21 protein-coding genes, 1 pseudogene and 1 riboswitch are annotated in these 24,786 nt (G+C 74.8%); of the genes and pseudogenes, 8 read left to right on the top strand and 14 right to left on the bottom strand.

Features of this window, described 5'->3' with window-relative positions; all coding sequences use genetic code 11:
• Nucleotides 1-38: 38 nt before the first annotated feature.
• Complete coding sequence (locus ACYVQV_RS11665) at nt 39-992, bottom strand: NAD(P)/FAD-dependent oxidoreductase (RefSeq protein ID WP_461023464.1); 954 nt, start codon at nt 990-992, stop codon at nt 39-41.
• 106 nt (nt 993-1,098) lie between these two features.
• Between ACYVQV_RS11665 and ACYVQV_RS11660 the strand changes: the two genes are divergently transcribed.
• Nucleotides 1,099-1,698 carry a helix-turn-helix domain-containing protein gene (locus tag ACYVQV_RS11660; protein ID WP_461023463.1) on the top strand — a complete coding sequence of 200 codons (600 nt, stop codon included), beginning with the start codon at nt 1,099-1,101 and terminating at the stop codon, nt 1,696-1,698.
• 36 nt (nt 1,699-1,734) lie between these two features.
• Here ACYVQV_RS11660 and ACYVQV_RS11655 read toward each other — a convergent pair whose 3' ends face one another.
• The 3 genes from ACYVQV_RS11655 to ACYVQV_RS11645 all read right to left on the bottom strand — a co-directional run bounded on the left by ACYVQV_RS11655 (nt 1,735) and on the right by ACYVQV_RS11645 (nt 3,186).
• Nucleotides 1,735-2,130, bottom strand: coding sequence for a pilus assembly protein CpaE (locus ACYVQV_RS11655; protein WP_461023462.1), 396 nt, complete (start codon nt 2,128-2,130; stop codon nt 1,735-1,737).
• A complete protein-coding gene (locus ACYVQV_RS11650; protein WP_461023461.1) occupies nt 2,127-2,630 on the bottom strand; it encodes a GNAT family N-acetyltransferase in 504 nt (167 codons plus the stop codon). The genes ACYVQV_RS11655 and ACYVQV_RS11650 overlap by 4 nt, the downstream gene beginning before the upstream one ends.
• 82 nt (nt 2,631-2,712) lie before the next feature.
• Nucleotides 2,713-3,186, bottom strand: a complete 474-nt coding sequence (locus ACYVQV_RS11645; RefSeq protein ID WP_461023460.1) for a VOC family protein — start codon at nt 3,184-3,186, stop codon at nt 2,713-2,715.
• A gap of 27 nt (nt 3,187-3,213) precedes the next feature.
• Here ACYVQV_RS11645 and ACYVQV_RS11640 point away from each other — a divergent pair, with 27 nt between their 5' ends.
• Nucleotides 3,214-4,125 (top strand): DUF6597 domain-containing transcriptional factor, encoded by a 912-nt coding sequence (locus ACYVQV_RS11640; protein ID WP_461023459.1) that lies wholly within the window; start codon nt 3,214-3,216, stop codon nt 4,123-4,125.
• On the opposite strand, the gene ACYVQV_RS11635 is transcribed toward ACYVQV_RS11640, so the two are convergent.
• The 3 genes from ACYVQV_RS11635 to ACYVQV_RS11625 all read right to left on the bottom strand — a co-directional run bounded on the left by ACYVQV_RS11635 (nt 4,091) and on the right by ACYVQV_RS11625 (nt 6,702).
• Nucleotides 4,091-4,636 carry a GNAT family N-acetyltransferase gene (locus ACYVQV_RS11635; RefSeq protein WP_461023458.1) on the bottom strand — a complete coding sequence of 182 codons (546 nt, stop codon included), beginning with the start codon at nt 4,634-4,636 and terminating at the stop codon, nt 4,091-4,093. The genes ACYVQV_RS11640 and ACYVQV_RS11635 overlap by 35 nt on opposite strands.
• Nucleotides 4,633-5,283, bottom strand: a complete 651-nt coding sequence (locus tag ACYVQV_RS11630; protein WP_461023457.1) for a maleylpyruvate isomerase family mycothiol-dependent enzyme — start codon at nt 5,281-5,283, stop codon at nt 4,633-4,635. Before ACYVQV_RS11630 ends, ACYVQV_RS11635 begins: the two co-directional genes overlap by 4 nt.
• 66 nt (nt 5,284-5,349) lie before the next feature.
• A complete protein-coding gene (locus tag ACYVQV_RS11625) occupies nt 5,350-6,702 on the bottom strand; it encodes an MFS transporter (protein WP_461023456.1) in 1,353 nt (450 codons plus the stop codon).
• Nucleotides 6,703-6,749: 47 nt separating this feature from the next.
• On the opposite strand from ACYVQV_RS11625, the gene ACYVQV_RS11620 reads away from it, so the two are divergent.
• Nucleotides 6,750-7,217, top strand: a complete 468-nt coding sequence (locus ACYVQV_RS11620; protein ID WP_461023455.1) for a PPOX class F420-dependent oxidoreductase — start codon at nt 6,750-6,752, stop codon at nt 7,215-7,217.
• A gap of 47 nt (nt 7,218-7,264) precedes the next feature.
• On the opposite strand, the gene ACYVQV_RS11615 is transcribed toward ACYVQV_RS11620, so the two are convergent.
• The 5 genes and pseudogenes from ACYVQV_RS11615 to ACYVQV_RS11595 form a co-directional block, all read right to left on the bottom strand.
• The gene (locus tag ACYVQV_RS11615) at nt 7,265-10,747 is read right to left on the bottom strand and encodes a glycosyl hydrolase (protein ID WP_461023454.1); all 3,483 of its coding nucleotides are present in this window, start codon (nt 10,745-10,747) and stop codon (nt 7,265-7,267) included.
• Nucleotides 10,748-11,346: 599 nt separating this feature from the next.
• Nucleotides 11,347-12,066 (bottom strand): annotated as a pseudogene (locus ACYVQV_RS11610) (DUF3800 domain-containing protein); the annotation flags it as partial.
• Nucleotides 12,067-12,365: 299 nt separating this feature from the next.
• On the bottom strand, nt 12,366-14,789 hold the full coding sequence (locus ACYVQV_RS11605; RefSeq protein WP_461023453.1) for an alkaline phosphatase D family protein: 2,424 nt from the start codon (nt 14,787-14,789) through the stop codon (nt 12,366-12,368).
• Nucleotides 14,789-15,865, bottom strand: coding sequence for a hypothetical protein (locus ACYVQV_RS11600; protein WP_461023452.1), 1,077 nt, complete (start codon nt 15,863-15,865; stop codon nt 14,789-14,791). The genes ACYVQV_RS11605 and ACYVQV_RS11600 overlap by 1 nt, the downstream gene beginning before the upstream one ends.
• Nucleotides 15,858-17,990 (bottom strand): PEP/pyruvate-binding domain-containing protein, encoded by a 2,133-nt coding sequence (locus tag ACYVQV_RS11595; protein WP_461023451.1) that lies wholly within the window; start codon nt 17,988-17,990, stop codon nt 15,858-15,860. Before ACYVQV_RS11595 ends, ACYVQV_RS11600 begins: the two co-directional genes overlap by 8 nt.
• Before the next feature lie 169 nt (nt 17,991-18,159).
• Here ACYVQV_RS11595 and ACYVQV_RS11590 point away from each other — a divergent pair, with 169 nt between their 5' ends.
• The 4 genes from ACYVQV_RS11590 (at nt 18,160) to ACYVQV_RS11575 (ending at nt 21,746) form a co-directional block, all read left to right on the top strand.
• Nucleotides 18,160-18,894, top strand: a complete 735-nt coding sequence (locus ACYVQV_RS11590; protein WP_461023450.1) for a TetR family transcriptional regulator — start codon at nt 18,160-18,162, stop codon at nt 18,892-18,894.
• A 107-nt stretch (nt 18,895-19,001) separates the two neighbouring features.
• Nucleotides 19,002-19,110, top strand: a riboswitch (SAM riboswitch).
• 85 nt (nt 19,111-19,195) lie between these two features.
• On the top strand, nt 19,196-20,209 hold the full coding sequence (locus tag ACYVQV_RS11585) for a methionine ABC transporter ATP-binding protein (protein ID WP_461023449.1): 1,014 nt from the start codon (nt 19,196-19,198) through the stop codon (nt 20,207-20,209).
• Between the two features lie 53 nt (nt 20,210-20,262).
• Nucleotides 20,263-20,862: an ABC transporter permease subunit gene (locus tag ACYVQV_RS11580; protein ID WP_461023540.1), complete on the top strand. Its 600-nt coding sequence runs from the start codon at nt 20,263-20,265 to the stop codon at nt 20,860-20,862.
• A gap of 65 nt (nt 20,863-20,927) precedes the next feature.
• Nucleotides 20,928-21,746, top strand: coding sequence for a MetQ/NlpA family ABC transporter substrate-binding protein (locus ACYVQV_RS11575; RefSeq protein WP_461023448.1), 819 nt, complete (start codon nt 20,928-20,930; stop codon nt 21,744-21,746).
• A gap of 71 nt (nt 21,747-21,817) precedes the next feature.
• Here ACYVQV_RS11575 and ACYVQV_RS11570 read toward each other — a convergent pair whose 3' ends face one another.
• On the bottom strand, nt 21,818-22,096 hold the full coding sequence (locus ACYVQV_RS11570; protein WP_461023447.1) for a YciI family protein: 279 nt from the start codon (nt 22,094-22,096) through the stop codon (nt 21,818-21,820).
• Nucleotides 22,097-22,172: 76 nt separating this feature from the next.
• On the bottom strand, nt 22,173-23,327 hold the full coding sequence (locus tag ACYVQV_RS11565) for an acyl-CoA dehydrogenase family protein (protein WP_461023446.1): 1,155 nt from the start codon (nt 23,325-23,327) through the stop codon (nt 22,173-22,175).
• Nucleotides 23,328-23,667: 340 nt separating this feature from the next.
• Here ACYVQV_RS11565 and ACYVQV_RS11560 point away from each other — a divergent pair, with 340 nt between their 5' ends.
• Nucleotides 23,668-24,609 carry a type IV toxin-antitoxin system AbiEi family antitoxin domain-containing protein gene (locus tag ACYVQV_RS11560; protein WP_461023445.1) on the top strand — a complete coding sequence of 314 codons (942 nt, stop codon included), beginning with the start codon at nt 23,668-23,670 and terminating at the stop codon, nt 24,607-24,609.
• Nucleotides 24,610-24,786: the final 177 nt, after the last annotated feature.

Genomic DNA, 24,786 nt, shown 5'->3' with positions numbered 1-24,786 from the left:
GCGCCGGAGCCCGCCCGCTGCCCCGCGCGCCGTGCCGCCTACTGAGCGACCGCCGCGCGGGTGTCCTCGGTGACGAGGTCGGCGTTGAGGAACGCCGCCGCCCGGTTGCCCGCGGCCGCCGCGTGCACGACCTGCGCGGACAGGTCGGTGACGTTGCCGGCGACGTGGACGCCCGGGACGGACGTCGCCCCGCTCGGGTCCGCGGGCACGTGGGTGCCCATCGCCGCCCCCGGCGGGCCGAATGGCTCCGGGGTCACGCCGAGCGACTCGAGCACCGCCGAGCGCGCCGTGAACCGCGGGCCGACGACGAGCGCGTCGCACGGCAGCGTGGTCCCGTCGTCCAGCAGGACGCCGCGCAGCGCGTCACCGTCCACGACGAGTCCGCGGGCCGTCCGGTCCACCACGTCCACACCACGGGCGGCGAGCTGCTCCGCCTCCTCCGGGGTGGGCGCGCCGGCGGTGTGCAGCAGCAGGGTGACGTGCTCGCTCCACTGCCGGAACAGCAGCGCCTGGTGCACCGACATCGGCCCGCCGGCCAGGACGACGAGGCGCTGGTCCCGCACCTCCCACCCGTGGCAGTACGGGCAGTGCAGGACGTCGTGGCCCCACCGCTCCCGCAGGCCCGGGACGTCCGGCAGCTCGTCGACCAGCCCGGTCGTCACCAGCAGGCGGCGGCTGGAGACCTCCCGGCCGTCGTCCAGGGTGACGGTGAACCGGGGCGTCGTGACGTCCCCGGTGGCACGGGCGGCGACGACCTCGCCCGGGGTGAGCACGCCGCCGTACCGGGTCACCTCGTCGCGCCCCCGCGCGGACAGCTCCGCCGGTGGCGTCCCGTCGAGGCCGAGGTAGGCGTGCACCGCGTGCGCCGGGGCGTTGCGCGGCTGACCGGCGTCCACCACCAGCACCCGTCGCCGCGCCCGGGCCAGCGTCAGCGCACCGCTCAGCCCAGCGGCGCCGCCGCCGACCACCACCACGTCGTACTGCTCGGTCATCGTCCTGCCCTCCCGTCGTCGACGCGGTCACCTCGACCGCACCACGACGGTGCGCGCTCCAGTGCCGACTTGACAAGCGGTGTTGCGGCAACGGCAAACTGGGTCCGTGGCAGACGACGAGCTGGTGAGCGTCCTCGAGGGCGTGGGACCGCGGCTGCGGGCGCTGCGGCAGGAGCGGGAGGCCACCCTGGCGCAGGTCTCGCAGGAGACCGGCATCTCGGTGAGCACGCTGTCCCGGCTGGAGTCGGGGCAGCGGCGACCCACCCTGGAGCTGCTCCTGCCGCTGGCCAGGGCGCACGGCGTCCCCCTCGACGAGCTCGTCGACGCACCACCCACCGGTGACCCGAGGGTCCGACGTCGTCCCGAGACCCGCCACGGCATCACGTTCGTCCCCCTGACCAACAGGCCCGGGGGGATGCGCGCCTACAAGCTCGTCCTGCCGCCGGGGCGCGCCGACGTCGATCCCCAGCCGCAGACCCACGAGGGGTACGAGTGGCTGTACGTGCTGACCGGCCGCATCCGGCTGGTCCTCGGCGAGCACGACGTCGTCCTCACCGAGGGCGAGGTCGCCGAGTTCGACACGCGGGTCCCGCACTGGTTCGCCAACCCCGGACCGGGCACCGCCGAGCTGCTCAGCCTGTTCGGCCCGCAGGGGGAGCGGATGCACGTGCGGGCCAGGCCGCGCGGCCGGCGAGCCGACCAGTGAGCCCGCCCGGTGCGCCCTCCCGGTCGGGCTGCTCGCTCAGTGGCGCGTCGCCAGGACCGCGCGGGCGTACGCGCTCTCGACGTCCGCGTCGGTGAAGCCCAGGACGTCGCCGTCCACCGCCACCTCCACCGTCCAGCCCGCCGCGTCGCGGCGCAGGGCGCGGAAGTCACCCGCCAGCAGGTCGCGCAGCTGGTCCTCGCGGGGCAGCCACAGGACGCTGCTGACCCGCAGGCTGTCCAGGGCCCACTCGGTCGTGCCGTTGAACCCCAGCACCCGCCCGCTGGGACGCTCGTGCACCTCGATCGTCATGTCGCTGATCCAGAAGACCTCGTCGTCCATGTCCTTGTCGGGGACGACGAACCGGTCGCCCGCCGCCGGCTCCCACGGGACGCCCGCCCGCTGCAGCTCGCGGGCCAGGTCGAGGCGGATCACCCGGGCATCGTCGCACCGCCCGTGCCGTCCGGCAGGTCCAGGCGGAGGGTCATGAAGGTGCTCCACGGGCTCGACCGGTACGCCCCGAACGGCCCGCACGGCACGAAACCCGCTGCCGCGTAGAGCGAGCGTGCCGCCGCGAACGCGGCCGGCGTCCCCGTCTCGAGGCTGACGCGGACGTAGCCGCTGTCGCGGGCCACGCGGAGCAGGTGGTGCAGGACGGCGCGAGCCACGCCCTGGCCACGCGCCTCGGCCGCGGTGTGCATGGACTTGAGCTCGCCGTGGCGCGGGTCCAGCTCCGTCAGCGCGCCGACGCCCAGCAGGACGCCGTCGCGGCGGCAGCCGACGAACGCGACGGCGCTCGCGGCGAGCGCGTCCACGTCCAGTGCGTGCACGTCCTCGGGCGGGCTGTGCTCACGGGCGAACGCGTGGTGCCGGGCCAGGAGCGCGCGGACGTCGTCGGACCGGGGGTCGTGCGGGGTCACGAGGCCGGGGTGCACGGCCCGCAGCGTAGGGCGCCGGCCCGCCGGGCCCGACGCGCCCGGCCCCACGCGTCGGGGCCTACGCGTCGGGGCCGCCCGGTCAGGCCTGCTGGCCGGCCCACTCCGCGAGCCGGCGCTCCGCCTCGTCCGGGGCGACGTCCTCGACGCGGGTCATGATCGCCCAGCGGTGGCCGAACGGGTCGACGACGGAGGCGAACCGGTCCCCGGTGACGAACGTCGACGGCTCCTCCCGGACCCGGGCGCCGTGCTCCACCGCGCGCGCGAACGTGGCGTCGACGTCGGGCACGTACACGCACGTCGACCCGCTCACCGTGTCGGCCGCCGGGTCGGGTGCGGTCAGGCCGTACTCGGTCATCGGGTCGCTCAGCTGCAGGCGCCCCAGCCCCAGGTCGAGCTCGGCGTGCATCACGGTGCCTCCCGGACCGTCCATCACGCTGACGGCGGTCGCGCCGAACACGGCCTCGTAGAAGGTGATCGCCTCCCGCGCGGGCGAGCAGACGAGGAAGGGCGTCAGGGTCGTGAAGCCGTCGGGACGGCCGTTCTCGATGGTCATGTCGCCCAGCCTGCCTACGCTCCTGCCGTGACGTCTTGGACGAACGCGACGACGGACGCGACGACGGACCCGACGACGAGGGGCGTGCTGCGACCGCGGGCGACGGAGCACGTGGCCGGGCTGCGCCGCGACCACGTCGTGTCCGAGCCGCTGAGGCCGTTCGTGGAGCGCTACTGGTCCGTGCGCTGGGACCGCAGGGGTCAGCCGCCCTTCCGGTCCGAGGTCCTCAGCCACCCCAGCGTCAACGTGTCCGTCGAGCAGGGGACGCAGCCCCGGTTCGGCCTCCCGATGCCCGCCGTCCTCGTGCACGCCGTCGTGACCCGCCGGTTCGTCGTCGACCTCGTCGGCGCGGGCAGCGTCGTGGCCGTGAAGTTCAGGCCGGGCGGGTTCGCGGCCATGACGGGGACGCCACCGGCACGCGACACGGTGGCCCCGCTGGGTGACGAGCTGGGCGTCGACGCCGGCCGGTTGCTCGAGGACGTCCTGGCCCAAGACGCGGACGACGACCGCGCGGCCGCGCTGGACGCGGCGCTGGCCCCGGCGGCCCGCGAGCCGGACGCGGCGTACCTCGAGCTCGTCGAGCTGCTCGCGGTGATGGTGGACGACCGTGACCTCGTCCGCGTCGAGCAGGTCGCCGCCTGGGCCGGGACGACGGTCCGCGGGCTGCAACGGCTCTTCTCCCGCTACGTCGGGGTCGGGCCGAAGGCCGTGCTGGCCCGCTACCGGCTGCAGGACGCCGTCGCCCGCATCGACGCCGGCGAGGTGGACGACCTCGCGGCGCTCGCGGCGTCCCTGGGGTGGTTCGACCAGGCGCACTTCAGCCGCGACTTCCGCGCGGTCGTGGGGACCACGCCGTCCGCGTACCTGGCGCACTCGAGGGGCGCTCCGGGCGCGGTCCACGAGGTCACCACGGGTCGCCCGGGCGCCCGTCGCAGGTGAGCTCCTCGTCGAGGTCGAGGACGACGCGCGCGTCGACCGGCAGGACGAGGACCGCGTCGTCGTCGTCCGGGGTGCGCCTCGGACCGTCCGCGGTCAGGACCGACGTCGGACCGCGCCACGGCAGCCACCCGCGGTGCCGGTAGAAGCCGAGCGCCTCGTCCGTCGACGCGAGGGCGGCCAGGTCGCAGGTGCGGCGGGCGTGGGCCTCCAGCGGGACCATCACCGCGGCCCCCATCCCGCGGCCGCGCCGGTCCCGCCGCACCGCCACGCCCTCGACGTAGCCGGTGCGCAGCGCCCGGCCCCGGTGGTGCAGGGTCCGCTCGACGAGGGCGGCGTGACCGACGAGGTCGTCGCCGTCGTACGCCAGGGCGTGGACGCCGCCGAGGCAGTGCTCCCAGTCCGGTTCGGTCATGTCGTCGAACACCGCCCACAGCAGCGCGCGGGCGGCGGTGGTCGTCGCGTCGTCCAGGTCGGCCGTGCGGACGGTGCGGACGGTCGGTCGCGTGGTCACCGGGACGCGACCCGGTCGGCGAACGCGGCGGCCCCCGCGCCAAACAGCTCCGCGGGGCCGACCGGACGGCCGCCCAGCGCCCGCAGCATCGCCTCACCGTCCGCGCGCACCTCGGGGCCGGTGCCGCGGGACCACCCGACGTCCTCGGCGACGAGCCGCAGACCGGCCGTCGCCCGTCGTCCGCCGCCACCCACCGTGAGCGTCGCGGGCCACCGCATCGTCGCCAGCAGGTCGGCGACGGGAGCGAACGCCGCCGGGTCGAGCGGCGCGCTGCGACGCAGCGGGTGGCGGACGTCGATCATGTGGCAGACCGCGTCCGCGAGCGCGGCGACCTCGGGGACGCCGGGCGGCCGGCGGCCGCGGTCGCGGTTGTCCCGCAGGCGGTCCAGGACGGCGCCGCGTCCCCGGCGCGCGAAGTCGCGGGCGAGCCGGTCGTTCACCGCGTTCACGCGGAAGCCGCACGCGACGGCGGTGCGGACCGCCGTGGGCAGGGACGTGGACGGGGCCGCGGCCAGGTGAGCGGCGACGTCCAGGACGGTCCAGCCGCGGCACAGCGACGGCGCGGCCCACTCGTCGTCCGACAGCGACTCCAGCAGGTCGATGAACGCCGTGCGCTGCGACCGCACCAGCGGCGCGAGGTCACCCACGGGTCGATGGTGCCACCGCCCGGACCCGGCGCTCACCTGCTTTCCCGCGCCCCGGCCCTCCCGTGATCATGCAGTTCTGCCCGTTGCGCTGATGGTCCGGTCGCGGCCGGCGAGCGCTCCGCTGACGCCGATCACCACGGCCACGGCGAGCAGGCCGAGCAGCGGGACCGTCCAGCCCCCAGTCACCTCCCGCGCGACGCCCGCCGCGACCGGTGCCGCCGCGGCGAGGGCGTACCCGACGAGCTGCGACATCCCGGACAGCACGGTGGCGACGTCCGCGTCGTCCGCCCGCAGCACGACCGCGGTGAACGCGAACGAGATCCCGGCCCCTTGGCCGATCCCCGCGAGGACGGTCCACGCCAGCCACGCCGACGGCACGAGCAGGAACCCGCCGACCGCCACCACCCACACGACGCCGACCCCGGCGCCGAGCAGCACCTGGTCGCGGCGGACGCCGGTCAGCGCGGGGACGAGGAGGGTCCCGGCGATGCCGACGACCTGGAAGACGGTCGCGGCGACCCCGGCGGTGATCAGGTCGGTGACGCCGTCCTCGACGAGGTACGTCGGTAGCCAGGCCGTGACCACGTAGTACCCGACGGACTGGGCGGCCAGGAACACCGCGACCAGCCACGCCGTCGGGTGCCGCCACACCGCTCGGCTCACGCCCCCTCCCACACCTTTCCACCGACCTGCGGTTTCCCGGCCCCCTCGAGCCGCACCTTGGTGGAAACGTGCGGTCCCGGGCGGGCCGATGCCCGCACCTTGGTGGAAAGGTGCGGGCTCGGAGGGGTCGGTGCCCGCAGGTTGGTGGAAAGGTGCGGGGTCGGGGCGGGCGGGGCGGCGGGTGACGAGCCACCAGGCGAGCGCCCCGGCTGCCGCAGGGAGGGACCACACCGCCAACGAGGCCCGCCAGCCCCACAGGTCGGCCACCGGCGCAGCGGCGGCCGTGGCCAGGGTGGCGCCCACGGCCAGGGACGCGGTGAACAGCCCGGTGACCTGCCCGGCGCGGCGACCGAAGTCCCGCTTGACGGCGACCGGGACCAGGACGTTGCCGACGGTCATCCCCGCCCCGGCGACGAACGTGCCGAGCAGCAGCAGCTCCGGGCCGCCGACGACCCGTCCGGCCGACCCGACGACCAGCAGGACGGCGCCGAGCACCATCGCCGCGTCCGTCCCGACCCGCCGTCCCAGCCAGGCGCTGGCCGGTGCGACGACGGCGAAGCACAGCACCGGCAGCGACGTCAGCAGGCCCGCGGCCGACGCCGACAGGTCCAGGTCGTCGCGCAGCCGGGGGAGCACCGGCCCGACGACGGCGATGGCGCTGCGCAGGTTGAACGCGACGAGCAGGACGGCGGCCAGCGTCGCGAACCCCGCCGCCCGCGGGCGTGCGGGGTCGCCGGGGACCGCCGGTGCCGTCACCCTGGGCATGCTGCCCCACGTCCCGGGCCGCCGACGAAGGAGGTCCCATGCCGAAGGTCGCGACCGAGCGGACGCCGTCCCGCGAGGAGCTCGTCGAGTTCCTGCGCCCGCGGCACCGCGCGATCCTCGCCACCACCCGCGCGGACGGGCGCCCCCAGCTGTCGCCCGTCGCGTGCGGGGTGGACGCCGAGGGGCGGGTCGTCGTCTCGACGTACCCGCAGCGGGCGAAGGCCCGCAACGTCCGCCGCGACGAGCGCGTCTCGGTGTGCGTCATGGGGGAGGACTGGGACGGCGAGTGGGTGCAGGTCGACGGGACCGCCGAGGTGCTCGACCTGCCGGACTCGGTCGAGCCGCTGGTCGAGTACTTCCGGTCCATCTCCGGTGAGCACCCCGACTGGGACGAGTACCGCGAGGCGATGGTCCGGCAGGGCAAGTCGCTGATCCGGGTCACGATCGAGCGGTGGGGCCCGATCGCGACCGGCGGGTTCCCGCCCGAGGTCGCGGCCCGCATGTGAGCACGACGGAGGGCTGCCGCCAGGTGGCGACAGCCCTCCGTCGGCTCTCAGCCGGCCTGCGTCAGCCCCGTGAACGGCAGTCGCAGCCAGGACCCGGGCAGGTCGACGTCCGTCGGACCCGCGCCGAGCACGTTCCACAGCTCGACCTGGACCCGGCCGTCGCGCAGGGCACCGAGGTCACCCTGGACGCCGTCCAGGCCCGCGGCCGCGGTGTAGCGCTCCCAGCCGGGCACCGGGTCCGTCGCGAAGTACCGGTAGGTCTCCACGCGGTCCCACGTCCCGTCGCCGGTGAGGTCGAACGAGACGCGCAGGCGGGTGCCGTTGGCGACCGCGTCCCCGGCGTCCAGGCCGATGTCGAAGGTGGTCTGCCCGGACGGCTGCCCGGTCAGGCCCTCCGCGACGAGCACGAGCCCGGTGGACGGCTCGCCGACGGCGACCGGCCCCGACCGCGCCCCGAGCCGTGCGCGGTCCTGCTCGACGGGCTCGACCGCGAGTGCGCCGCTGGGCGTCAGGTGCAGCCGGTCGACGGCGACGGGCGTCCCGGGGTCGCTCGGGTCCCCGGGGTCACCCGGGTCGCCCGGATCGCCTGGGTCACCCGGCCCGGTGGACTGGGTGAGCCCCGTGAACGGCAACCGGACGACGGACCCGGCCAGGTCGACGTCCGTCGGCGCGGCACCGAGGACGTTCCACAGCTCGACCTGGACGCGGCCCCCGCGCAGCGCACCGAGCGTGCCGTCGGTGCGGACGACGCCACGGTCCTGGGTGTAGCGCTCCCACCCGTCCACGGGGTCGGTGGCGAAGTACTGGTAGGTCTCGACGCGGTCCCACGTCCCGTCGCCGGTGAGGTCGAACGAGACGCGCAGGCGGGTGCCGTTGCCGACGGCGCCGCCGGCGTCCAGCCCGATGTCGAAGGACGTCTGCCCCGACGGTTGGCCGCTGAGGCCGTCCGCCACGAGGACCAGCCCGGTGGCGGGGTCGCCCACGCCCACCTCACCGGCGCGCGGCCGGAGCGTCGCGCGTCCCTGAGTGCCGGGTCGCACGGCGAGCTCGTCGCCGTCCGTGAGGTAGAACCGGTCGACCGCGACGGGGTCGCCCGGGTCGCCGGGGTCGCCGGGGTCGCCGGGGTCGCCGGGGTCGCCCGGGTCGCTGGGCCCGCCGACGCCGTTCCCGCCGGTCCAGGTATGCGCACCCGTCGTCGTCGTCCGCCCGGGTTCGACCTCCAGGGTCGTCCCGTCGGAGAACCGCACAGTGAGCGTCTCGGCGGTGACGTTCGCGGCGACGTAGGTGCGCTCGCCGCCGTCGGTGAACACGGCGGCGTTCGGGTGGTCGGCGGTCACCGACGTGTCGAGTGTGCCCAGCGCCGCGAGGTTGGCGATCCAGTGGTACGTGTGCGCCCGGCTCTCGCCCTCCTCGACGCGGTAGCCCGGGTTCCCCTCGAGCTTGGCGAGCGCGTCGTCACCGTCGCCGAGCGCGAGGTAGGACCAGTGGATGTCCTGCCAGACGCTCGGTTCGCCCTTGTTGACGCGCACCATCTCGGCGTAGTTCTCGACGACGTCGTCCGGGCGGGTGCCCAGGTAGAGGTGGCCGCCGGTGACGGGCAGCAGGTTGATGCCCTGGATCATCTCGGCCTCGCCGGAGAACCAGGTGGCGTAGGCGCCGCCCGAGCCCCAGACCATGCCGACCGTCGAGTGGCCGAAGCCCTCCGGCATCGCCTCTGCCTGGTCGAACCAGTACTGCTGGATCGCCGCCGTCTGCGTGGCGTACAGGTAGATGCCGGCGTCGCGCAGCTCGGTGTTGCCCGTGGCGATGCCCCACTGGATGACGCCGTTGGCGAAGTTCTGCCCCTCGGAGCTGGACTCCTGGTTGTTGCCGTTGACGAACCCGCCGTGACCGGACGCCCAGTCGTGGCCGGCGTAGATGTCGAAGTCGCGCAGGTAGGGGTACCGGGTGTTGTCGCGGTCGGGGTTGTTGGCGTCGGCGATGAGCTCCTCGACCATCCCCCCGTACTGCGACCGGGCGGCCCACTCGGGGTCGAAGCGGGCGAGCGTGGCCGCCGCCACGACGTAGTAGCCGTAGTGGAAGTGGTGGTCGTTGAGCTCGAGGTCCGAGCCGTAGGACCCGGGGAAGCCGACGAGCGTGCCCCAGTTCTCGTTGTAGGCGAACACCTTCTCCGTCTTGCCCGGTCGCGCGGTGAACCACTCGGTGAGGGTGGCCTCGATCTGGCTGAGCGCGGCGTCGCGGATGTCCTCGCGGCCGAGCTGGTCCGCGATCTCGGCGATCCGCGTCGCGCGGCCCAGCCCCTTGCCGGTCCAGTAGGTGTCCGTGGCCGTGGTCTTCATCGGGTCGGCCGCCTCGGCCTCCAGCAGCTGCTCCAGGCGCTCGCGGTCCGGCCCGTCGCCCGTCGCGACCGCGGGCACCTCCGGCAGCACCCCGGTGAACGGCGTGGCGGTGGTGAACTCGGTGGCGCCCACGACGACGTCCATCTCGCCTCGCGCCGACGGGTACGTCTCCTCGGAGACGTCGCCGTCGGTGCTCTCGAGGTACGCGCTCTGGTGCGGGTAGAGCGCGACGACCGTGCCCGGCGTCCCGCCCTCGTGCGCCTGCGTCTCGAACGCGTACGTCGTCCGGACGACGCTCGCGGACTCGTCGTACACGTAGTCCGCGACGGTCCCCGTCACCTCGTTGTAGGCGTAGGGGGTCATCTCGTCCGCGAGGTCACGGCGGGTGGAGTCGTCGTCGGCGGCGGTGGTCGGCAGCACCGCGACGGACAGGTAGCCCTGGCCCGCGAGCGAGCTGCGCAGGGTCAGGCCCTGCGTCGTCCAGGTGGCCCCGCTCGGTGCGAAGGCGACGTAGTCGGCGCCGCCGGCGCTGAAGCCGACCCGCTCGCCGTCGTCCAGCCACACGCGCAGGTCCGTGCGGGCGGTGAGGACGGCGTCCCCGCCGGACATCTCGAACCACGTGAGCGGCAGGCCGTGTCCGATGGTCGCGGTCATCGTGCGGGCGCCGTCGGTCCAGTGCGGTGTGACGGTCCAGTCGCTCCAGTCGGCGACCTTCACCACCGGGGCGCCGAGGCCGGCGACGCCGACGACGACGTCCTCCTCGTACGGGTAGTGGAACTCGCCGATGCCGCCCGGGGTGCCGTACAGCGTCGGGGTGGTCGTGTGGGACATGCCGAGCCCGTTGGTGCCCGGCTTGTACGAGACAGGGTGGGCGTGCAGGTTCTCGCTCATCGAGCAGTTGAACTTCTTGAAGGCGAGGGAGGACCACCAGTCGTTGGTGGGCACGGGCCCGGGCGGGGCGTCCTCGGTGAGGAAGGCGCGGGCGTCGCGGTCCAGCGGCGGGCAGCCGGCCGGCGCGGGGCCCACCTGGTCGGTCGTGTAGCTGCCCGCCCCGACCGGGACGATGTCCGCCTGCGCGGGTGGGGCAGTGGCCAGGCCGAGCAGCGCGAGGCTCGCGCTGGTCAGCAGTGCGGTGATCCGGCGGCTGGCGGCCCGCGGGCCACCTCTCGCCGGTGCCTCCTGGACTCTCACGGGTGGACCCCTTGTCCGGGAACCGCGCTCGCGCCCGGTCCCTGATCGGCGCCGCCCGCTGGCCGTCGGTGACGGTCGGGCGACTCGCGCCTCGCGCCGGACCCCCTGCCCGGATGTCAAGAGCGCGTTCCGGGGACCGTAGTGATGTGGGCCACAAATCTGCAAGGGCTTGCACACCTAGAACCGACTTCTCGTGTAGGACATGCGCACAGGTCGAGACCCAGATCGCCAAGCGCTTGCGGGTCCGCCTGAGGGAGTCCGATGACCTGATCTCAGCTGGTGAGCGCAGTGAGGGACGCGGTTCAAGCACGCCGGATGCACGGCGATACGGCGCGCGCGGTGGGTTGTGTGAGCCACGAAGCGGGGGGCGGGTCGTGTGGCGCCTCGCGGTCGTTGCCAGCAGTCAGCGCTACCGTTTGCCAGCCTTCAACGCTACCGATTGTCACGGCCGGGGATGTGCCGGGCCACCGCGCCGAGGTGACGAGGTGCGCGAGGCGGTGGTCAGGAGGTCAGCTGCTGCAGCTCAAGCGGGCCGACAGGCTGAAGCGGGAGGGCCCACGTCACCCGCTGACCTCCACGCAGGTGCTCGCGGTGTGACCTCAGGGCGCGTTGAGCCGGGTCAGGCAAGAGTCGCAGTCGCACACGCCTGCTCCGTACTCGGGTGTGTAGTGGATGCAGCCGTGAACTGCCCCGTCGTCCCTGTCGAAGCGTGGCCACATCCGGCTGAGATACCGATTGTCCCGCGTGTCCGGGTTGTATCGACGGAAGACGCCGTAGGAGACGAGGTCCGCGAGTTGCAGCAGTCGTGAGGCGCGGCTGTCCGAGAACAACGGGACGTCGGCGAGGTTGCGAAGGCGACCGATCGTGCCGGCAGCCAGCCGCCATTCGGATACCCACTGTTGGATATCACGCTCGGCGACCACACGTCGATCATGGATGACGAGTCCGCGATTCGGCTTGTCGTGCTGATGAAGCGTTCGCTTGAGCATGACGTCGAACTTGTTCAGCAGCACTTCGTAGGCGAATCGCTCCCGTTCTACGGCGGTCCAGTCCACGCCGCGGAAACGGCGGTCTATGGCCACTGCGAACAGCGAGAGCGGTTGCGTCGGGTCGGAGGTGGTGTACCTGGCCAAGAGGTCGTATGCGTCGTCGAGGAGGGCGAGACGGACGGATCGGGGGATCCTGGCCCACACGCCAGGAGCGGCCTGGCTCTCGGGCTTCTTGGCATTGCGAAGCTCGCTGGCGTGGAGCTCGTACTCGTCGAGGTTGAGGGGCGCCCGACCGAGATGTCGGATGACGAGCTCGTCGACCTGGCGCTGGAGCGGCTGCGCGTCGTCCTCGTGGACGGCGAGGCCCCCAGCACGAAGGGGTGCATGCCGCCGTGCGTGCCCGACTCATCGACGAACAAGAGGTACACATTCCCCCTAGGGCAGTTTGAAACAAGCGGCGGGGCCCGGACAGTGTCCGAGCCCCGCCAGGGTCTGCGTCGAGTCACGTGTGGGCACCGCGTGTGCAGTCCCACCCTGTGATCGAACCGCGTGGGCAGTCCTCTCGACGAGGTCGATTGTCCCGACCGGTCGCGATCGATGTCAACCTCGCGGGGCCGACGCACTCCGTGTCACGGCCCGAAGGTGACCGTCCGTGTGAACAGGGTCTCGCCGTCCCAGCGGACCCCGTGCGCGGTGACCGTCACCGTCGTCCCGTCGTCCTGCACCTCGACGTGCCCGAACTGCCCGCCGCCGGGCAGCACCGGCCCGGTGTACGGACCGCCCTTGACCGAACCGGGCCGGTCGACCGCCGCGGCGTGCAGCAGCGGGAACCCGCCCGCCCCGGACGTCGAGTAGTCGGTGTGCGTGCCGTCGTCCCACGCGAGCATGTGCGCGTCACCCGCGACCATCAGCACGTTGCCCGCCCCGGACGCCGCGACCGCGTCCGCGACGACCCGCCGCTCCTGCGCGAACCCGCCCCACCCGTCGCCGGCCGGGTCCTCCTCCTCGACCCACGGGTCGGGGTTGACGAGCACGACCGCGCCGTAGTCGCCGGCCCGGGACAGCTCGTCGACCAGCCACTCCCGCTGGCTGTCACCGAGCGTCGTCCGGAACGCGCCCGTCACGTCCCCGGCCGGGTCGCGCGCGGACCGGGTGTCCAGCAGCAGGAACCGCACCCGGCCGACGGTGAACGCCTGCTCGATGGTGTCGTCAGGCCCGCCGCGCAGCGCGTAGTGCGGGGTGAGCTGCCGGTACGCCGCCATCGACGCCTCGCGGCTCGGCGACGTCCGGTCCGCGTCGTTGCCACCGAAGTCGTGGTCGCCCCACGCGTACGCGAACGCCGTCGACCCGTACAGCTCGGCCTGCGCCGGTGCCGTGAGGTTCAGGTCGTACTGGTCCTGGAACAGGGCCAGCCGGTTGCGCTCGACGTTGCCGTAGTTCCAGTCGCCGGTGGACAGGACGAGCAACGGGTCCAGCGACCGCATCACGTCGAACACCTGCCCGTTCGACCCGCCGACCTGGCACGACCCGACGACGAACGAGAACGACCCCGGCCCCTCCGGTGCGGTGGTGAACGACTGCACCCGCTCGTCCACGAGGTCACCGTCGACCTCCGCCGCGTACCAGTAGCGCGTCCCCGGCTCCAGCCCGTCGAGCCGGACGGCGGCCACGCGGTCGCCGTCCACGTCGCCCGTCGCCGTGGCAACTCGCGGCGTCAGGTCGGGCGACGTCGACACGACGACCGCGACCTCGTCCGAGGGGTCCGCGGTACGCAGTCGCACGTCCGCGCCGCTCGACGTCAACGCCCCCAGCCACATCCAGGACACGACGTCCGTCGCGGGAGGCGCGGTGAGCGACCGCGGGTGGGTCGGGCCCCAGTACGACGCGTACGTCTGCGCGGCCGCCGACACGACCCCGACGACGACCACGGACGCAGCCGCGGCGACGGCGACGACCGCGCGCAGGCTCGCCCGGTGCTGCCACCCCCACCACAGCAGGAACGCCGGCACCCACGCGACCACGGCGATCGCGAGGGCCACGGTGGCCGGGTACTCCACGGAGGCGGCGAACCCGAGCAGCGCACCCGCGAACGCCGCGACCATCGCGCCGGTCAGGTGCCAGCGCCACGACGCCAGCACGGACAGCACGAGCACGGCGACGAGCCCCCACTGCAGCGGGACCTCCAGGCCCGTGCCCATCACCCCGGACTCGGGGGAGCGCGGCAGCCCGACCGTCGCCGCCAGCAGCCCGAACCCGGCGACCAGGGCGAGGACCCACACCAGCGCGCCGAGCCGCAGCACGTGCGCCCGCGACTCGGGCACGTCGACGACGGGCGCAGCAGGTGCGCTGTCCGCGCTGACCTGCCACGGGCACCCGGCGCACCGGCGGTGGTGGCGCGGGTCCTCCGTCCCGACCCGGACCACCGCGACGACCAGCGTCCCCAGCAGGGCGGCGCCGACGACGTCCAGCGGCCAGCTCGTCCCCGCGTGTACCTCGGACACCGCCACCAGCGCGGTGACGACGACCCCGGCGCTGACGACGAGCGCCTGCTCGAGCGACCTCAGACCCACCGGTCCGGTGACGACTCCGAGCAGCCCGGTCACGACGGTCAGGGCGAGGACGGCGTCGCTGGGCCAGCTGCCCGTGGGCACCTCGGACGTCGCGGGGCGCAGGACGTCGACGAGCGCGCCGAGCGCGGTGCCCGACAGGGCCGCGAGCACCACGGTCAGGACGACGGCGCCGGGCAGCGCGCGGCACCGCGACGCCAGGGACGCGACGAGGACGACGAGCAGCCCGGCGAGGACGAGGAGGATGCGCGCGCCGTCCCCGGCGAACCAGGTGACGGCGCCGCCGAGCGGCAGGCCCCGCACCCACGTGCGGAGCCCCGCGTCGACGGGCGGGGTGGTGGTCGCCGCCAGCGCGGTGACGGCGCTGGCGCCCAGCAGGGCGGACGCCGCGGCCAGGACGTGCCGTCGCTGCGCCCGGGTCGGCGTGGTCAGCGGCTGGGTGGCGGCCGGTGCGTCGGGGCGCACTGCATCGGTCCGGGTGCTCATCACAGACCTCCCCTCAGGACGTCGTCGCCCGCCGGCCCTGGTGCCGCCGGGGCGGTGGCGTCGAGGTGCCGGCTGCCGGTGACGACGAGCCGGTGGCGCTCGAGGTTCGCGTCCTCGAGGCAGCCGCTGAACCGCCGGAGCGCCTGCTCGTCGAGCAGCGGCGCCACCACCAGGTGGGCGGTGTCGGCCGACACCGGGTCGACCCGCCGCACCTGCACGCCGTCGATCGCGGACGTCGTGCACCACCGCGCCACGAGGTCGACGGTCTCCTCCGCGGGAGCGGGCGCCGTCTGGGTGTCGACCCGCACGGTCAGGCCGGTCAGCCCCGCCCCCAGGGCGACGGGCCGGTAGTGCGCCACCTCCCACATCCCCGCGACGGCGGCGCCGGCCACCACGGCGGCGGTCACCAGGCCGGCCAGCAGCCGGCGCCGAGGCGAGGGGCGTCCCCGAGGAGCCCCCGGGTTGGTGGCGGTCACGGCGGTGGACCGGTCCGGTGACCTGGTCGCCGGGACCGCGGCCGCTCCTGGCCGCCGGTCGACGAGGCCGGCGACCCGTTCGACCGCTCCGGCCACCAGCGACAGGGCCAGCCCCGCGCCCAGCAGGACCGGGATGAAGACGCCGCTGCTCGGCTCGACCGGGACGGCTGGCAACGTGGTCAGCGGAGCCGACGGAGCCAGGGCCGGCAGCGCGGGGAGCGCCAGGAGGGTGAACGCCCAGGTCCGCGGTGGGCCGTAGGCGGCGTCGAGCCACGGCAGGTCGGGGGAGCGGTCCGGTGGGCGCACGGGGGGCGGGGCCGGCGCCCTCGGGGCCGGTGGCTGCGGGGCCGCCGCCGGCGCGGGCGCCCGCAGCCGTTCGCCCAGCTCGTCGAGACGCTGCAGCACCGCACGCTCCTGCCGGTCGAGGCGACCCAGCACCACGCCGGCGACGCCGACGACGAGGCAGGCGACGAACGCCGTCCCGGCGACCTGCGCCCGTACCCACTCCCAGTGGTAGAGGTAGTAGACGAAGTGGACGGCGGCCACCGTGCCCGTGCCGAGCAGGGCGAGCCGGGCCACCCACCGCAGCAGCTCACGCACCGGAGCCACCTCCCGGGGTCGGGCCGTCGGCCAGGTCGACGGCGCCGGTCGTGCCGTCCACCACGACGCGGTGGCCGGGACGGAACCGGGTCAGCGCGTCGTGGACGCCGACGACGGTCGGGACGCCGTGCTCGCGGGCCAGGATCGCCAGGTGCGACAGGGTGCCTCCCGTCTCGGCGACGAGTCCGGCGAGCCCCGGCAGGTAGGGCGCCAGCCCGGGGTGCAGCTCGCGGACGACGAGCACGTCGCCGGGGGACGGCGGGTGGCGTACGGAACCGTGCGCTACGGGTCCGCTACCGCGTCCGCCCCCGGCGCCGACGCCGCCACCACGGTGCGCCCCGGCTCGCTCGGCGGGCACGACGTCGCCGTCGGGCGTGAGCCGGAACCTGGCGGGCAGGGGCGTGCTCAGGGCGGACGCGACGTCGTCCGCGCGGCGGGTGCGCAGGTCCGCGGGAGGCGTCCCGTCGCGCACGGCGCTCGCCAGGGCGTCGAGGTCGAGCAGGGCGACGGACGCGGGGCTGTCCACCAGCCCGCGGTCGGCCAGCCGTCGTCCCAGCACCCACGCGACGCGGGCGGTGAGCTCCTGGACCCATCGGGCGCGCAGGCGCAGCAGCTCGCGCGGGCCGAGGTCGCCGAGCTGCTTCCCTGACGTCGGCCCTGACGTCGGTCCCGTCGGGGCGGGGGGCAGGCGCGGCGGCTCGCCGACGACCGGCGGGACGAGCGCCAGGAGCACCGGGTGCCGCCGCAGCAGCCCGTCGGCGGGTCGTTGGTCGGGGAGCCCGGGCCGTGCGCCGTCGTGCGCACCGGCCAGGACGTCCAGCGCGACCTGCGCCGCGGTCACCGGGGACGGCGCGAGCAGCGTCCCGGCGAGGACCTCGTCGCGGTGCAGGCGCCGCAGCAGGTCGCTCGCGGTGGCCAGGAGACCGACGAGCTCGTCGTCCGGAGCGTCGAGGTCCGCGGCGGCGAGCACCGCGTCGACCTCGGCGACGAGGGCCGCCGTCCGCGCCGGCAGGGCCGCCCGGAGCCGGCCGACGCGCCAGGCCGCGTGCAGCCGCCGCGCCCCCGGCCGCGGGTCGAGCAGCGCCAGGCCGTGGCGGTGCGCCGGCACGTACCCGAAGAGCTCGAGGTCGGCCGCGACCCGCCCGTGCACCGTGGTGACGACCGGTGACGTGGACAGGCGCCGTGCGGTGACGGCGCGGCTCTCCCGCAGCGCGCTGACGACGCCGTCGCGCAGCGGCACCAGCCACAGCTCGACCTCCAGGGGTGCCAGGGGGTCCGGGAAGGTCTCAGCGACCGGTCCGGGGCCGAGCACCGGGCCGGTCGCCAGCGATGCCGTCCCGGTCGCCGTGACCGGTCGGCTCTGCAGCAGCAGCAGGCTGCCGGAGCGGTCGAGGGCCCACTCGACGTCCTGCGGCCCGCCGAAGACCGTGGCCACGCGGGAGGCGAGCCGGGCCAGGGCGCGCAGGTCGCCGCCGTCGAGCAGCGACGACCCGGTGCGCCGCCTGCCGTTGCCGTTGGCGTGGACGAGCCGGCCGCGCCGGGTCAGCACGTACCGCTGCGCGGCGACGCGACCGCTGACCAGGGCGTCCGGCCCCCCGGCCACCGCCTCCACGACGAGGTGGGCGGGGTCGCCGGTGACGGGGTCGACGCCGAACATCACGCCGCCGCGGTCCGCGGCGAGCATCGGCTGCACGAGCACGGCCATCGGCGCGACGTCGTCCGGACCGGCGACGCGGTCGGCGGACCGCAGCACGCGCTCGACGGCCGCGAGGAACGCCTCCCAGCCGCGGACGTCGAGGACGCTGGTGAACTGCCCCGCCATCGACGAGGCCGCGACGTCCTCGACGGTGGAGGAGGAGCGCACGACCAGCGGCACCTCCCCGCCCCGGGCCAGCTCCCGCCACGGACGCCGCAGGGCCTCCGCGGCGTCGGGCGGCAGCTCGCGGCCGCAGGCCAGGAACCGCCGGTGGACGTCGGTGGTCACGGCGAAACCGGCGACGACCGGCAGCCCGGCACCAGCGGCGCGGGCCAGTGACGAGGCCTTCGCGCCGACCAGCCCGGCGTCTCGCGCCGCTGCATCGTCCAGCCGGACGGTGGCTGTCGTCCGCGTCGTCGTCGTCGCCATCGCGTCCCCTGACGCCCCGGCCCCCCGCGTGCGACCGGCCGGTCGACCGGTCACGTCGATCCTGCCGAGGCGTGCGGTGACGGGGCAGGGCCGGAGGTCCCGCGGGCACCCGGCGGCACCCGGCGGCACCCGGCGGCACCGTGGCGCGGCCGGCCCTACGCTGCCTGCCGTGACCGACGCGACGCCGGACCCGCGGACCAGGGTGCGGTCCGCCGTGACGGACGCCGCCCTGGAGCTGTTCGCGCAGCGGGGGTACGACGGCACCACGGTCGACGCGGTCGCCGAGCGGGCCGGGGTGGCCCGGCGCACCTTCTTCCGGCACTTCGCCACCAAGGACGACGCGGTGCTCCCGGACCACGAGGCGCTGCTGGGACGGGTCCAGGCCGTCCTCGACGGCTGGGACGGCGACCCGCTCGACGCCCTGCTGCCCGCGGCCCACGTCGTCCTGGACGCCTACCTCGCCGAGCGGGAGGTGGCGGTGGCCCGGTACGGCGTCCTCGCCCGGGTGCCGGAGCTGCGGGAGCGCGAGCGCGCCGTCGTCACCCGGTACGAGCGGGCGTTCGCGTCGTTCCTGCGCGCCCGGCTGCCCCGCGGGACGGAGGGCCCGCCCGCAGGGGCACCGGCGGGGGCGGCCTCGCCGGCGGACGTGCTGCCCGACGTGCTCGCCGCCGCGCTCGTCGCCGCGCACAACGGGGTCCTCAGGCAGTGGCTGCGCGACCCCGCCGGCGTGGACGCCGCGGCGCGGCTCGACGAGGCGCTCGGCTGGGTCGTGCGGTCCCTCACGGAGGGGCCGGTCGCGCCCAGGCGCGCCGCGGGAGCGGACGTCGGCGCCGCGCAGACCCTGCGCAGGATCCGGGCCCTGGCGGACGAGGCGCTGCGCGGCGAGGGCTCCGAGCCGGTCTGAGGGCGCGGAATGGGCGGTCGCGCGGATACCTGCTATCCACCACGCGTGCCGTCTCGCATGCCGGACGCATCGGCGGGTGCTGACCCTGCGCCGTAGGATTCATCCCATCACCATCCAGAGCGACTGAGAGACCTGGCTCGTCGACGTCGCAGCAACCACCGCGGACGGCTCATCGGAGCGCCCCCGGGGCGGTGCTAACGCCAGGACCGATGGAGCAGCACCACGCCGGCCCGACCGTCCGCGCCTGCCGCGACCCGGCAGCACGCGACGGCGCGCCCCGTCACCGTGAGGAACCCTCGACGTGATTCGCCTCGACTCGGTCCGCAAGGTCTTCCGACCACCCGGCCGCCCCGACCGCCAGGTCATCGCCCTCGACGACGTCACCGTCCACGTCCCCGCCGGCGAGGTGCTCGGCGTGGTCGGGCCGAGCGGCTCCGGCAAGAGCACCCTCGCCCGCTGCGTCAACCTGCTCGAGCGGCCGACGTCCGGGACGGTCACGGTCGACGGCGCCGAGCTCACCGCGCTCGCCGAACCCGAGCTCCGTCTGGCCCGCCGCCGGATCGGCATGATCTTCCAGCACTTCAACCTCCTCGACTCGCGCACCGCCGCCGGCAACGTCGAGCACCCGCTGCAGCTGGCCGGCGTCCCGCGCGCCCGGCGCCGCGCCCGCGCCGAGGAGCTGCTCGACCTGGTCGGGCTGGCCGACAAGCGCGACGTCCACCCCGCCCAGCTGTCCGGCGGGCAGAAGCAGCGCGTCGCGATCGCCCGCGCCCTGGCCGCCGAGCCCGCCGTGCTCCTCTGCGACGAGGCCACGTCGGCGCTCGACCCGGTCAGCACCGCGTCCGTGCTGTCCCTGCTGCGGCGACTGCGCGCCGACCTCGACCTCACCGTCCTGCTCATCACGCACGAGATGGACGTCGTCAAGGCCGTCTGCGACTCCGCCGTCCTGCTCGAGCACGGCAGGGTCGTGGACGCCGGTCACCTCGCCGACGTCAGCACCCGGCCCGACTCGGCGCTGGCCGACCACCTCGTCCCACCGCTGCCCCCGGTCGCCGTCGCGACCGGCCGCCACCTCGTCGAGGTCACCCTCACCGGGGACGTCGGCTCCGACGCCGTCCTCGCGCTGCTCGTGCGCGAGCACGGCCTCGACGTCGACGTCGCCGGTGGCCGCGTCGAGACCGTCGGCGGCCAGCGCTTCGGGCGCCTGCAGCTCGCCGTCGCCGGCGACGAGGCCGTGGTGGCCCGCGCGGCCACCGACCTCACCCGGCGCGGCGCCCACGTCAGCGCCCCGGCGCTCGCGGGGGTGACGCCGTGAGCTGGGACCGGATCGCCCCGCAGCTGCTCGACGCGACGTACGAGACGCTCTACATGGTCGGCGTCGCCACGACGCTGACCGTGCTGCTCGGCGTCCCGCTCGGGGTGCTGCTCGTGACCAGCGCCGCCGACGGCCTGCGACCGCACGCCGGCCTCCAACGGGTGCTCGGGGCGGTCGTCAACCTCGGCCGCGCCCTGCCGTTCATCATCCTGCTCGTCGCCGTCGCGCCGGTGACCCGGGCGCTGGTCGGCACCACCATCGGGTCGACCGCCACCATCGTCCCGCTGACGCTCGGCGCCGTGCCGTTCCTCGCCCGGCTCGTCGAGACGTCGCTGCGGGAGGTGTCGCCCGGCAAGGTCGAGGCCGCCGCGGCCATGGGCGCCCGGCGCCGCGACGTCGTCCGCACCGTGCTGCTGCCCGAGGCGATGCCGTCCCTCGTCGCGGGCGTCACCGTCACCGTCGTCGCGCTGGTCAGCTACTCCGCCATGGCCGGTGCCGTCGGCGGCGGGGGGCTCGGTGACTTCGCGATCCGCTACGGCTACCAGCAGTTCCGCGGTGACATCACGCTCGCCACCGTCGTCGTCCTGCTCGCCGTCGTGCAGGCCCTCCAGCTCGCCGGCGACCGGCTCGCCCGTCCCCTCGCGCACCGCTGACCGGCGCGAACCAGCAGACCCGCACCACCCGACCCGCACCACCGACAGGAAGTGACCGCACCACCATGCGCACCCGACTGACCCTCGTCGCCACCGCCGCCGCCACCGCCCTCGCGTTGTCCGCCTGCGGCGGCGAGGAGGCGGCCCTCAGCGACGCCGACGCCCCGCTGCGCGTCGGCGCCTCGCCCGTGCCGCACGCCGAGATCCTCGACTTCGTCGCCACCGAGCTCGCGCCCGACGCCGGGCTGGAGCTCGACGTCGTCGAGTTCACCGACTACGTCCAGCCGAACGTCGCCCTCGACGACGGCTCGCTGGACGCCAACTACTTCCAGACCATCCCGTACCTGGAGGAGCAGGAGGCCAGCGCCGGGTACGACTTCACCGCGCTGGAGCCCGTGCACGTCGAGCCGCTCGGCATCTACTCGCAGCGCATCGAGTCCGTGGACGCCGTCCCGCAGGGCGCCCAGGTCGCGATCCCCAACGACCCCACGAACGCCGGTCGAGCGCTGCGCCTGCTCGCCGCGGAGGGGCTCGTGACGCTCGCCGACACCGGTGACCGCTCGCCGACCGCCCTCGACGTCGAGGACAACCCGCTCGGCCTGGAGGTCGTCGAGGTCGAGGCGGCGCAGCTCCCGCGCTCGCTGGAGGACGTCGACCTGGCCGTCATCAACGGCAACTACGCCATCGACGCCGACCTGTCGCCCGCCGAGGACGCCATCGCGCTCGAGGACGCCGAGGGCAACCCCAACGCCAACCTCGTCGTCGTGCGTGACGGCGACGAGGACGACGAGCGCATCCAGCAGCTCGAGGAGCTGCTGCACTCCGACGAGGTCCGGCAGTTCATCGAGGACACCTACGCCGGGGCGGTCATCCCGGCGTTCTGACGGTACGCACGACACGACGAACCGGACCGGTCCCTCGGGGGCGGTCCGGTTCGTCGTCGCTGGTGCCTGGGTCAGGCGCCCCCGTCGGCCCAGGGGCCGAGGACCAGGTCCCAGCCGACGACCTCCCGGGAGGCGACGACACCGGCCGCGGTGAACGGGTCGCCGTCCAGGACCGCCTCGACCGCCGACGCGGAGTCGGCCCGGAACACGAGGATCGCCCCGTTGTCGTCCGTCGGGCCGCTGCCCATCAGCGTCGGCTGGGCGGCCAGGTAGGCGCGGTGCGCGGGGCGCGTCGCGGCCAGCGCCTCGGCGTCGTCGGTGTAGCGGTAGCGGGCGGCGAACAGCGGCACGGGGACCTCCGTCGGTGAGGGCAGGTCAGGTCAGGTCAGTCTCGCGCAGGAGCGGGAGCGCGGACTCCACCGGCCGTCACCGGAGCAGCTGGCGGGCCATCACCAGGCGCTGGATCTGGTTGGTGCCCTCGTAGATCTGCGTGATCTTCGCATCACGCATCATCCGCTCGAGCGGGAAGTCCTTGACGTACCCGGCGCCGCCGAGCAGCTGGACCGCGTCCGTCGTCACCTTCATCGCGACGTCCGAGGCGTAGCACTTCGCGGCCGCACCGAAGAACGGCAGGTCGGCGTCCCCGCGCTCGGACTTCGCCGCGGCGACGTACACCATCTGCCGGGCCGCCTCGAGCTCCATCGCCATGTCGGCGAGCATGAACTGCACGCCCTGGAAGTCGGCGACGCGCTGGCCGAACTGCCTGCGCTCCTTGACGTACGACACGGCGTTGTCCAGGGCCCCCTGGGCGATGCCGACGGCCTGCGCGCCGATCGTCACGCGGGTGTGGTCGAGGGTGCGCAGGGCGATCTTGAGACCGTCGCCGACGTCCCCGACGCGCCGGTCGTCACCGATCCGGACGCCGTCGAAGTGCAGCTCGCGGGTCGGGGACCCCTTGATGCCCATCTTCTTCTCCGGCTCGCCCATCGTGAAGCCGGCGTCGTCGGCGTGCAGGACGAACGCGGTCACGTTGCGGCCGCGCGGGCCGTCGGGGTCGGTCACCGCCAGGACCGTGTAGTAGCGGCTGATGCCGGCGTTGGTGATCCACGACTTCTGGCCGTCGAGGACCCACTCGTCGCCGTCCTGCCGGGCCCGGGTGCGCATGCTGGCGGTGTCGCTGCCGGCCTCCCGCTCGGACAGGCCGTAGGAGAACATCGCCTCGCCGCTGGCGACCTCGGGCAGGTACCGCTTCTTGACGTCGTCGCTCGCGCCGAGGATCACCGGCATCGTGCCGAGCTTGTTGACCGCTGGGATGAGCGAGGACGACGCGCAGACGCGGGCGACCTCCTCGATGACGATGCAGGTGGCCAGGGCGTCGGCGCCCACACCGCCGTACTCCTCGCCGACGTGCGGGGCGTGGAAGTCGGCGGCGCGCAGAGCGTCGTAGGCGTGCTGGGGGAACTGGGAGGTCTCGTCGACCTCGGCGGCGTGCGGGGCGATCTTGTCCTCGGCGACGGCGCGGACCGCCTGCCGCAGCTCCTCGTGGTCCTCGCTGGGGCGGTACAGGTCGAAGGCGCTCATCTGCTCATCCTCGGTCGCCGGGTGCTGCTGGGGAAGCGCTGCCGGCCGGATCCCGCGGACGGACCAGCCGTCGGGCGCGGCACGCGATGCCACCGAGTATGGCACGCGATGCCACTTGCCCCCGCTCCTCCGCCCACCCCACCCCTTTGCTCACCTCCACCCAGTTTGCTCACCTCCACCCAGTTTGCTCACCGACTGCTCGGTTCTCGGGCCGAGAAGCGAGCAACTGGTGAGCAAGGGTGCACAGCGAGGCGTCCACACGCCGGCACTCCGCGCGTTTCGTCCACAGGAGGTGAGGGTCTGGACGGACGTCACGCGGCTCCTCGACCACCCTCGGCCCGTGCCCGCTGATCCTGAGCTGCCCGCGGTCTTCACGCGTGCCCAGGCGCTGACCCTCGGGATGACGTCCGCGCAGGTGAGCCGGCGCGTCGCCGCAGGTCGGTGGCGACAGCTGCGTCGAGGGGTCTACTGCACCGAGGCCGCGTGGCGGGCGGCGGGTCACCGGTCGCGCCGCGAGCTGGCGGTTCGCGCCGCCGTCTCGGCGCTGTCCGGGCCGTTGTGGGTGAGCCACGCCAGCGCAGCGCTCCTGCACGGCCTGCCCGTGCCGGGGCGCGAGCCGGGGGTCTTCCTCACCCGGCAACCGCCCGGGTCGGCGCGCTACCTCGACGGGGTGACGGTCGAGGTAGCCACCGTGCCCGCGGGGGACCGGCGAACGGCCCACGGCCTGCCCGTGACGTCGGTCCGGCGGACCGTGGCCGACTGCCTGCGGCACTGCTCGCCCCGCGACGGCCTCGCGGTCCTGGACGCGGCGCTCGCGCGCTCGCCCGATCTTCGGGAGGACGTCGGCCGCGTCCTGGCTGACTGCGAGATCTGGCCGTACTCCGCGAGAGCGCACCGCGTCGTCCGGCTCGGTGACGGACGCCGGGAGTCGCCCCTGGAGTCCTGGTCGGCATGGGAGATGGACGTGCACGGTGTGCCGGCTCCTGAGCCGCAGTTCGTCGTCCGTGACGCCTGGGGCGACTTCGTCGCACGGGTGGACTTCTGGTGGGACGACGTCGCGGTCGCCGGTGAGGCGGACGGTCTGGTCAAGTACGACGTGTCCCGTGGGACAGGTGAGGTCCAGCGCGCGCTGGTGGAGGAGAAGCGCAGGGAGGACCGGCTCCGTGCGCTCGGTATCGAGGTCGTCCGATGGGGCGCCGCCGACCTGGCGCGGCCGGAGCGATGGGCGGCCGACCTGCGGCACCGGCTGGCGCGGCGGTCGCCGCAGCGCCGCATCGGCTGACCCCTTGCTCACCGGTTGCTCGCTTTCCGGCCCCGAAACCGAGCAACCGGTGAGCAAAGCCCGCCGGGGTGAGCAAGAGGGGGTCAGGGGGTAGGGAAGTCGCCGGCGGCGGCGCGCAGGTCGCGCAGCAGCAGGTAGAGCTGCTCGCGGGCCCCCTCCGGCAGGGCGCCCAGCCCG

Source organism: Thalassiella azotivora (genome assembly GCF_054781695.1).
The sequence above is the reverse complement of the archived record's forward strand: the minus strand, read 5'-3'. Positions and strand labels throughout refer to the sequence as shown.